At 39.1% G+C, this 870-nt stretch carries 1 protein-coding gene and 1 pseudogene; one reads left to right on the forward strand and one right to left on the reverse strand.

Features of this window, described 5'->3' with window-relative positions:
* Positions 1–226, reverse strand: a pseudogene (locus R7Q11_RS25355) (hypothetical protein); the annotation flags it as partial.
* Between the two features lie 182 nt (positions 227–408).
* Between R7Q11_RS25355 and R7Q11_RS25360 the strand changes: the two are divergent.
* The gene (locus R7Q11_RS25360) at positions 409–705 is read left to right on the forward strand and encodes an isoamylase early set domain-containing protein (protein WP_005477072.1); all 297 of its coding nucleotides are present in this window, start codon (positions 409–411) and stop codon (positions 703–705) included.
* Positions 706–870: the final 165 nt, after the last annotated feature.

The raw sequence follows: 870 nt of genomic DNA on the forward strand, positions 1-870 counted from the left end.
AACTGGTGTGCGACTTTTGCCCTTTTTCCATCATGTGTTCTTTGTGGTGCGGCTCAACACAATCTGTATTTACGCCGAGTTTTTCTTGAAGTGCAGTTTGCTGCATGGGAAAGCTTTGTGCTTCTATTGATGCTGTCGATGCTTGAACGCTCGATGAAACACTGGTTAGCAGCATAGCCACCAAACAAACCAGAGTAGTCATCAATGTACGATTCAACTTCAACATATCAATTTCTTCACAACACACTGATTTTCATCATACAGAAAGATCATATTCATACAAGTTTGAAGCACGAACAGTTCACGGTTATTTCACGAGCTATACCAGCATGAATCCGATAACGCTTGAAATACTTATGAAACACGAGTAATAGTTAGAGCAGTTTTTGTACTAAAAAGGAAAGATTCATGCTTAAAAAGAGATTTTTCAAAACTAAAGATGAAGTTGAAGTCACTTTTGAACTCGATAAAAACCAATGGGAATCCATTAAAATCGCTGGAGATTTTAATGACTGGCAACCAGAGCCAATGAAACTGGTGAAAAAAAGCGGCCAATTTAAGTTCAAAACACGTCTACCCAAAGAGCAACACATCCAATTTCGTTATCTCCTCGATGAAGTTGAATGGGAAAACGATCCTCAAGCAGATGCTTACGTTCCAAATGGCTTTGGTAGCGACAACAGCGTTGTTTGCACCGTTGAATAAGTTGTAACTTTGATGGGTTGATTAGTGTGGATTTCACCGTAGTAACAGCGCATTCTTCTCACTTAAGGCGCACGAGTTGCGCCTTTTTCCTACCAATAAGACAAACTCAAGCAGCAATTATTGTTGCTAATGAACAACAGTGTTTTACCTAAAGTGATATATATC

The organism is Vibrio sp. 970 (assembly GCF_033339075.1).